The following is an 8,438-nucleotide window of genomic DNA, read 5'->3' on the forward strand; positions in this document are numbered from 1 at the left end:
GGAGAACACGTTGAAAGCACTCGTACTCGAACGCACGCGCGAGCTCGCGCTGCGCGATATCGACCTGCCGCAAGAGGTCGGCCCCGGCGACGTCCGGATCAAGGTGCATACCGTCGGCGTGTGCGGCAGCGACGTGCATTACTACGTGCACGGCGGGATCGGCCCGTTCCGCGTCGACGCGCCGATGGTGCTCGGCCATGAAGCATCCGGCACCGTCGTCGAGACCGGCGCCGGCGTCACGCACCTGCGCGTCGGCGACCGCGTGTGCATGGAGCCCGGCGTGCCGCGCCTCGATTCGCCCGCGACGCTGCGCGGGCTCTACAACCTCGATCCCGACGTGCGCTTCTGGGCGACGCCGCCCATCCACGGCTGCCTGACGCCGTTCGTCGTGCATCCGGCCGCGTTCACGTACCGGCTACCGGACAACGTGTCGTTCGCCGAAGGCGCGATCGTCGAGCCGCTGTCGATCGGCCTGCAGGCCGCGAAGAAGGCGGCGATGAAGCCGGGCGACCTCGCGGTCGTGATCGGCGCCGGCACGATCGGCGCGATGACGGCACTTGCCGCGCTCGCCGGCGGCGCCGCGCGCGTGATCCTCGCCGACGTCGTGCCCGACAAGCTCGCGCTGTTCGCCGGCAACCGCGCCGTCACGACCGTCGACGTGCGCACACGGTCGCTCACCGACGTGGTGGCCGAAGCCACCGACGGCTGGGGCGCGGACGTCGTGTTTGAGGCCAGCGGCAGCGCGAACGCGTATGCGGGCCTCGTCGACCTGATGTGCCCGGGCGGCTGCGCGGTGCTGATCGGCATGCCCGTCGCGCCGGTGCCGCTCGACGTGGTCGCGCTGCAGGCGAAGGAAGGCCGCATCGAATCGGTGTTCCGCTACGCGAACATCTTTCCGCGCGCGCTCGCGCTGATCGCGTCCGGCGCGATCGACGTGAAGCCGTTCATCTCGCGCACGTTCCCGTTTTCCGAAGGCGTGCGCGCGTTCGAGGAAGCGGCGAGCGGCCACCCGCGCGACGTCAAGATTCAGATCGAAATGGATTGAGCCATGGCCCAGATCAGCTGCAAGGCTTTGTCGAAGCACTACGACGGCGGCCCCGCCGTGCTGCATCCGCTCGACCTCGAGATCGCCGACGGCGAATTCATCGTGCTGCTCGGCCCGTCCGGCTGCGGCAAGTCGACGATGCTGCGGATGATCGCGGGCCTCGAGGCGATCACCGGCGGCGAGCTGGTGATCGGCGACGCGGTCGTCAACGACCTGCCGTCGCGCGAGCGCAATGTCGCGATGGTGTTCCAGAACTACGCGCTGTACCCGCACATGACGGTGTACGACAACATCGCGTTCGGCCTGCGGCGCCTGAAGGTGCCGGCCGACGAGATCGACCGCCGCGTGCGCGACGTCGCGCGCATCCTGAGCCTCGACGCGCTGCTCGACCGCCGCCCGCGCGCGATGTCGGGCGGCCAGCAGCAGCGCGCGGCGATCGCGCGCGCGATGATCAAGACGCCCGCCGTGTTCCTGTTCGACGAGCCGCTGTCGAACCTCGACGCGAAGCTGCGCACGCAGTTGCGCGGCGACATCAAGCGGCTGCATCGGCGGCTGAAGACGACCACGCTGTACGTCACGCACGACCAGCTCGAGGCGATGACGCTGGCCGACCGCGTCGTGCTGATGCGCGGCGGCCACATCGAGCAGATCGGCACGCCGGCCGAGCTGTACGGGCAACCGCACACGGTGTTCGCCGCCGGCTTCGTCGGCACCCCGGCGATGAACTTCGCGGACGGCACGATCGAGCGCCTCGGCGCGAACGTGCTGCTCGACTGCAACGGCGCGCGCTGGCCGCTCGCGTCGCCGCGCTTCGCCCGGCTGCACGACGGCCAGCAGGTGAAGGCCGCGATCCGACCGAACCACCTGCGGCTGGTCACCGAACCGGATCCGACCCCGGGCACGCTCTCGCTGACCGGCACGGTCGAGCTCGTCGAGCTGCTCGGCGCCGAGGCGCTCGTCACGCTGGACTGGCGCGGCCAGCCGTGCGCGGCCCTCGTGCCGGCCCCGATGGCCCCGGCGCCGGGGGCCGTGGTAGCGTTCCGCTTCGACGAAGAAGCCCTGCATCTGTTCGACGCCGGCACCGAGCGCAACGTCACGCTGCCGGACGCGAACCCGATCGCGCACGCAGCGCCGCCGGCGGCCGCGACGCGCACCACGCCGCCCGCCGCGACGGGCTGGTCGATGTCCCGTTCGTAGCACGCCGGCACGCCCCCGACGGAGCACACGATGAACCCGGATCTCGAGATCGTTCCCACCCACCGCGACGAATCGTTCCGCGCGTGGATCCACGACTATCCGCACTCGGTCGCGAAGTGGCACTTTCATCCCGAGTACGAGATCCACCTGATCCAGTCGTCGCACGGCAAGATGTTCGTCGGCGATCACATCGGCGATTTCGGCCCCGGCAACCTGATCGTCACCGGGCCGAACCTGCCGCACAACTGGGTCAGCGAACTCGCCGACGGCGAACGCGTGCCGTCGCGCGACGTCGTGCTGCAGTTCTCGCGCGACGCGATCGAGAAGATGGTCGGCGCGTTCAGCGAGCTGCAGCCGGTGATCGAGCTGATCGACGATGCGGCGCGCGGCGTGCAGTTTCCCGACCGCGTCGGCCGCGACGTCGCGCCGCTGATGCTCGAACTCGCGAACGCGCACGGCTGCCGGCGCGTCGAGATCCTGATGTCGCTGTTCGACCGGCTGTCGTCGTGCCGCGAGCGGCACGTGCTCGCCGGCCCCGGCTACCGCAGCGATGCGCAGCACTACATGTCGTCGACCATCAACCAGGTGCTGTCGTACCTGCAGCAGAACCTGCCCGGCATGCTGCGCGAGACCGATGTCGCTGCGTTCGCCGGGATGAGCGTCAGCACCTTCACGCGGTTTTTCCGCCGCCATACCGGCTCGTCGTTCGTGCGCTACCTGAACCGGCTGCGCATCAACGAGGCCTGCGAGCTGCTGATGTTTTCCGACCTGACGGTGACCGACATCTGCTACCGGGTTGGCTTCAACAACCTGTCGAATTTCAACCGTCAGTTTCTCGCGATGAAGCAGGTGCCGCCGTCGAGGTTCCGCGCGCTGCACCGGCTCAACGAACCGCACGGCCGCGACGACGCGCCGCCCCTTCGGCGTGCGCCGCCGCGCGCCCCAGACAGGATGCTTCACACGTGACATTTCTCGGCATCGATCTCGGTACGTCCGAGGTCAAGGTACTCCTCACCGATTCCCGTTCGGTCCCGCTCGCGACCGGCTCGGCCGCGCTGTCGATCAGCCGCCCGCATCCGCACTGGTCGGAACAAAGCCCGCAGGCGTGGTGGCACGCGATGCTCGATGCGGTCGCGGCGGTGCGCGCCGCGCATCCGGCCGGCTTCGCCGCGCTGCGCGGCATCGCGCTCTCGGGGCAGATGCACGGCGCGACGCTGATCGATCGCGCGGACCAGGTGCTGCGCCCCGCGATCCTGTGGAACGACACGCGCGCCGGCACCGAATGCGTCGAACTCGAAGCGCTGGTGCCGGAATCGCGTGCGATCACCGGCAACATGGCGATGCCCGGCTTCACCGCGCCGAAGCTGCTGTGGCTCGCGAAATACGAGCCCGCCGTGTTCCGCGCGGTGCACAAGGTGCTGCTGCCGAAGGACTACCTGATCTGGCGCCTGTCCGGTGAATTCGTGTCCGAGATGTCCGATGCGTCGGGCACGCTGTGGCTCGACTGCGCGCGCCGCGACTGGTCCGACCGGATGCTCGCCGCGACCGAGCTGTCGCGTGCGCAGATGCCGCGCCTCGTCGAAGGCAACGCACCCGCCGCGCAGCTGCGCGACACGCTGCGGCGCGAATGGGGCATCGCGGGGCCCGTGACGATCGCCGGCGGCGCCGGCGACAACGCGGCTTCGGCGATCGGCATGGGCGTCACGGGTGCCGGCAGCGGCTTCCTGTCGCTCGGCACGTCGGGCGTGCTGTTCGCCGGCAATGACCGCTTCGCGCCGAACCCGGACGCGGCTGTGCATGCGTTCTGCCATTGCGTCGAAGGGCGCTGGCACCAGATGAGCGTGATCCTGTCCGCTGCGGCGAGCCTCGACTGGCTCGCCCGCGCGCACGGCTCGACCGCGGGCGAGCTGGCCGTACGCGCCGAACGCGCGGCGCCGGCGCGCGCGCCGCTGTTCCTGCCGTATCTCGGCGGCGAACGCACGCCGCACAACGACGCGCATGCGCGCGGCGTGTTCTTCGGGCTATCCAACGAGCACGCCGCGGACGATCTCGCGTATGCGGTGATGGAAGGCGTCGCGTTCGCGATGGCCGACGGCTACGACGCGCTGCGCGCGGCCGGCACGACGCTCGACGCGGTGTCGTTCATCGGCGGCGGTTCGAAGAGCGCGTTCTGGGCGCGGCTGTGCGCGAATGCGACCGGGCTCGCGATGCGGCGCCATGCGGATGGCGCGGTCGGAGCTGCACTCGGCGCGGCGCGGCTTGCACGCCTCACCGCGACGGACGACACGCTCGCGGAAGTCTGCGTCGCGCCGCCCGTCACGGAGACGGTCGCACCCGATGCCGCCATAGCCGATATGCTGGCGGGGCGGCTCGCGCGCTACCGGCGGCTGTATCACGCGCTGCGCGACGAATTCGCAGCCGCCGACTGACGCGCGGCGCGGCCTGCGTCTTCATCAATTCGCGCGCGATCGCGCTTGACCCGGCCCTTGGGATCGCCTTTATGCTGGTCGTCACGAATCGACGACCCGAAGGTGACCCATGAGCGATGTCACGCGCGGCCTGAGCGCATCGGAAGCCGCTACGCGGCTCGGCGTATCGGCCAAGGCACTACGGCTGTACGAGCGGCAAGGCTTGGTCACGCCCGGGCGAACGGTGGCCGGATACCGCGCCTACGGCCCGGACGATCTGGCGCGTGCGGCCGAAGTCGCGGCGCTTCGCGCGCTCGGCTTGAGCCTGGCCCAGGTCGCGAACGTGCTGGGAGGCGACGCCCGCAGCCTGAGCGACGCATTGGCAACGCATGAAGCGGCGCTCGGGCGCGGCATTCAGGATCTGGTCGGCAAGGTCGACAAGGTTCGCGCGATCCGCGCCGATCTTGCACGCGGCCGCATGCCCGACGACGGCGCATTGACGCGTCTGCTCGCGCCGGCCGCCGCGGGCGTTGCGTTCAGCCTCCCCTGGCCGTGGGATGGCGAATGGTTCGAATTTCGCGATATCCGTCCGTTGAACTACATCATCGGTTCGCTGGGTAGCGGCAAGACCCGTCTCGCGCATCGGCTCGCCGACGCGTTGCCCGGCGCCGCGTTCATCGGGCTGGACCGGCTGGAAGACGGTGGCGCGGTTGCCTTCGCCGCGTTGCAGGCCGATCCGGCGCTGAAGGCGCGCGTCGAACGCACGTCTGCATGGCTCGCCGACGAAGGCGCCACGCCGTCTCCGGCGCTGACCGTGCTGCTCGTAGGCCTCGAGGCGGACGGCGCCGGCGCCCGGGTCGTGGACATGATCGAACAGGATCTCGACCAGCCGACGCAGGCGGCGCTGATTGCGTGCCTTCGCCAGCGTGCCAGAGCCGACGGCATGCGGCCGCTGTTCATGCTGACCCGCTCGTCGGCGATGCTGGACCTGTCGGCCGTCGGACCCGACGAAGCGATCATTCTGTGTCCCGCAAACCATAGCCCGCCGGCCCGCGTCGCACCGTACCCCGGCGCACCCGGCTACGAAGCGGTGGCCACCTGTCTTGCGTCGCCTGCCACCCGTGCACGGATCGCGCGGCGACCGGAGGCGGGGTAGCGGCATCGCCGTGGCTCGGCATCATGGTCGACGATGGCCGGTGTGTGCGGCTCGAGCTGCCGGTGCCGTAGGGCGCCAGAGTATGCAGAGAATCAGCGACTTACGTCCAGTCGCGCCACCGATGCCGGAACGGGGGCGGGGCGTCGGAGTTCGTGCAATTGGTCCACTGCGGCGCCAAAGTAGGGGGCATTTCGTTGCGCCCGGATGTCTGCAGCCGACCCTGAAGAGACAGTCGCCGAAAGCGAAAGCGGACATTCGTATTGTCGTTAGAAGCGAATCTTGACCGGCGGCGCCCTTTTAGCTCCCCACGCTAATGTGAGCGTTACGCGAAAAATCGTGAGCCTTTAGCACGGGGCGGATAGCATCGATTAACTTCTCCGTGTCGGCGCTCTTCATATAGATGGACGCCTTGCTACCATCGACCGTCACTTCATCACCATCAAGCTCGCCTGACTTCGTTTCCCTTGCCACCAAGTCCAGCTCGTCTTCCAGTTGGTGCAGTCGCGTCAAATCGAGGCTGCCATAATCCACGGCGATCACAATTTGATTGCTTTCGGTAAGAGGCGCCGCCCATGCGGGCTTTCCAAAAACGAGAGGCAGGAAAAGTACAGCGCACTGGATCAGTAAGCGATGGTTCATATATTTTTCGTTAAACATGGTGAAGCCTGGCGGCGACGCCCTCGATTGTCAACGATTCGGACCTCCAGGTCGAACGGCCGACAGTGGCCGCATCGCGTCAGACACTCCTCGCGATTCTCGTCGCCCGCTCGCGACGCCACACCATCCAGACGCTGACCAGGAACCCCGCGACAAGCGGCACCAGCATCCATTCGAGACCGATGCGCATCGCATGCGCGTGGGCTGCCGCGCCGCTGCCGGCGCCCAGCGCGCCGAAGAACGCGCTGCCGATACAGGCCGCGGCGAACGCGGCGCCGATGTAGAGCATCGCGACGATCGCGCCGGCGGTCATGCCGGCATGCCGCGCGTCGACGTCCGCGAGCACGATCCGCTGCAGCGATGGCAGCGCCAACCCCTGTCCCGTTCCCGCAATCAGGAGACCGATGTAAAACGCCAGCTCCGGCGCGCCGTGGCCCAGTTGCGATGCGCAGAGTGCGAAGCCGCCGGCGAGGCAGCCGAACCCGAGCGGCATCAGGCCCTCTCCGATGCGGCGGGCGAGCCATGGCGTCGCGAGGGGCCCGAGCAGATAGCCCGCACCGTAGGGAGCGAGGCCGAGGCCCGATTGCAGCGGGGTCCAGCCGAGCCCCTCCTGCAGGTAGATGCCATAGGTGAGAAAGAACGCGGCGATGCTGTAGAAGAGGAACGCGAGCAGCAAGCCGATTGCCACGACCGGCTGGCTCAACACCGCCACATCGACGAGCGGATCGCGCGCCTGCCGCGCAATCCGGCGCTCGATCCGGATGAACGCAACGAACGCCGGTATGCACAGGCCGAGACTCCAGAACGTCCATGCGGGCCAGTGCAGCTCGCGGCCGACGGTCAGCGGATAGATCAGCAGCATCAGCGCAATTGTCAACGCGACCATGCCCGGGACGTCGATGCGCGCGCCACGCTCCGCGCGACTCTCGGGCAGATACCGCCAGGTTCCCACGAGCGCGAGCATGCCGATCGGCACGTTCACGAGAAATACCACGCGCCAGTCGAGTCCCCAGGGATGCAGATCGATCAGTGCGCCGCCGCCGATTTGCCCTGCCACCGACGCGAGCCCGAACACGAACCCGTAGAGGCCCATCAGGCGCGCCTGCATCTGCGCAGGAAAGACGGTGCGGATCGACGCGAGCACCTGCGGCGTGATCAGCGCCGCGCTGATGCCCTGCACAACGCGACTCGCGACCAGCACCTCGCCGCTCATCGCCATGCCGCACAGCGCCGATGCAACGACGAAGGCTGCCATGCCGATCATGAAGATTCGCCGGCGTCCGTACAGATCGCCGAGGCGCCCGCCGGTGATCAAGGCGACGGCATATGCGAGCGCGTATGCGGAGACCGTGAGCTGGATCTGCGCGTCGCTGGCTTTCAGGCCGACGTGAATCGCAGGCAGCGCTAGATTGACGATGAAGTAATCCAGCGGCGGCAGGAATACGCCTGTATAGAGCGACGCGAGCGCAAGGCCGCGGCGCAGGGAAGACGCTTCAATAATCATGCGCGTAATCGGTAAAGGAATGACATGGTTTGCACGATAGCAACAGGTGGCACTATCATCTAAGCCCACTTTCGGAAACTGAATCAGTCCACTTTCAGGTCATGAGCAAACGCGCCACACCGCCCGTCTGGGGCGCTTTCGCCGTCGATCCCGCAGCGGCGCTGTCGATTCAGGAACAGATCGCCCGTCACCTGCGCGAGGCGGTGCTGCGCGGTCACCTGCGTCCCGGCGCGCGTCTGCCATCGACGCGATCGTTCGCGGCCGAACTGGGCGTATCGAGGCAGACCGTCGTACTGGCATACGACAGGCTCATCGCGGAAGGCTATGCGCGCGGGCAGCGCGGCTCCGGCATCTACGTGCCGGACGTGTTGCCGGAAGATCTGGCGCCGCCCGCCGCCACGGCGCCGCTGTCCGTTACCGCAGGGCGCGGCGAAGCGAACCCGGCGCTGTCCGAGCGGGGCCGCCGCCTGG

8 protein-coding genes are annotated in these 8,438 nt (G+C 68.5%); 6 read left to right on the forward strand and 2 right to left on the reverse strand.

What is annotated here, in order from left to right; all coding sequences use genetic code 11:
- The first annotated feature begins 10 nt into the window (after window positions 1-10).
- The 5 genes from F3J15_RS29555 (at window position 11) to F3J15_RS29575 (ending at window position 5,806) form a co-directional block, all read left to right on the forward strand.
- Window positions 11-1,045 carry an NAD(P)-dependent alcohol dehydrogenase gene (locus F3J15_RS29555; protein ID WP_166895671.1) on the forward strand — a complete coding sequence of 345 codons (1,035 nt, stop codon included), beginning with the start codon at window positions 11-13 and terminating at the stop codon, window positions 1,043-1,045.
- 3 nt (window positions 1,046-1,048) lie between these two features.
- Window positions 1,049-2,242, forward strand: coding sequence for a sn-glycerol-3-phosphate ABC transporter ATP-binding protein UgpC (gene ugpC / locus F3J15_RS29560; RefSeq protein ID WP_166895673.1), 1,194 nt, complete (start codon window positions 1,049-1,051; stop codon window positions 2,240-2,242).
- Between the two features lie 30 nt (window positions 2,243-2,272).
- Complete coding sequence (locus F3J15_RS29565; RefSeq protein ID WP_166895675.1) at window positions 2,273-3,208, forward strand: AraC family transcriptional regulator; 936 nt, start codon at window positions 2,273-2,275, stop codon at window positions 3,206-3,208.
- On the forward strand, window positions 3,205-4,671 hold the full coding sequence (xylB, locus tag F3J15_RS29570; protein ID WP_166895677.1) for a xylulokinase: 1,467 nt from the start codon (window positions 3,205-3,207) through the stop codon (window positions 4,669-4,671). Before F3J15_RS29565 ends, xylB begins: the two co-directional genes overlap by 4 nt.
- Before the next feature lie 109 nt (window positions 4,672-4,780).
- On the forward strand, window positions 4,781-5,806 hold the full coding sequence (locus F3J15_RS29575; protein ID WP_166895679.1) for a MerR family transcriptional regulator: 1,026 nt from the start codon (window positions 4,781-4,783) through the stop codon (window positions 5,804-5,806).
- A 297-nt stretch (window positions 5,807-6,103) separates the two neighbouring features.
- Here the strand turns inward: F3J15_RS29575 and F3J15_RS29580 are convergent, their stop codons facing one another.
- Window positions 6,104-6,463, reverse strand: coding sequence for a hypothetical protein (locus tag F3J15_RS29580; protein ID WP_166895680.1), 360 nt, complete (start codon window positions 6,461-6,463; stop codon window positions 6,104-6,106).
- Window positions 6,464-6,542: 79 nt separating this feature from the next.
- Window positions 6,543-7,967 (reverse strand): MFS transporter, encoded by a 1,425-nt coding sequence (locus F3J15_RS29585; protein WP_166895682.1) that lies wholly within the window; start codon window positions 7,965-7,967, stop codon window positions 6,543-6,545.
- Window positions 7,968-8,068: 101 nt separating this feature from the next.
- Here F3J15_RS29585 and F3J15_RS29590 point away from each other — a divergent pair.
- The coding region (locus F3J15_RS29590) for a winged helix-turn-helix domain-containing protein (RefSeq protein ID WP_166895684.1) at window positions 8,069-8,438 on the forward strand (370 nt) is incomplete at its 3' end.

Source organism: Burkholderia sp. Ap-955, assembly GCF_011753045.1.
GTDB classification, from domain to species: Bacteria; Pseudomonadota; Gammaproteobacteria; order Burkholderiales; family Burkholderiaceae; genus Burkholderia; species Burkholderia lata_D.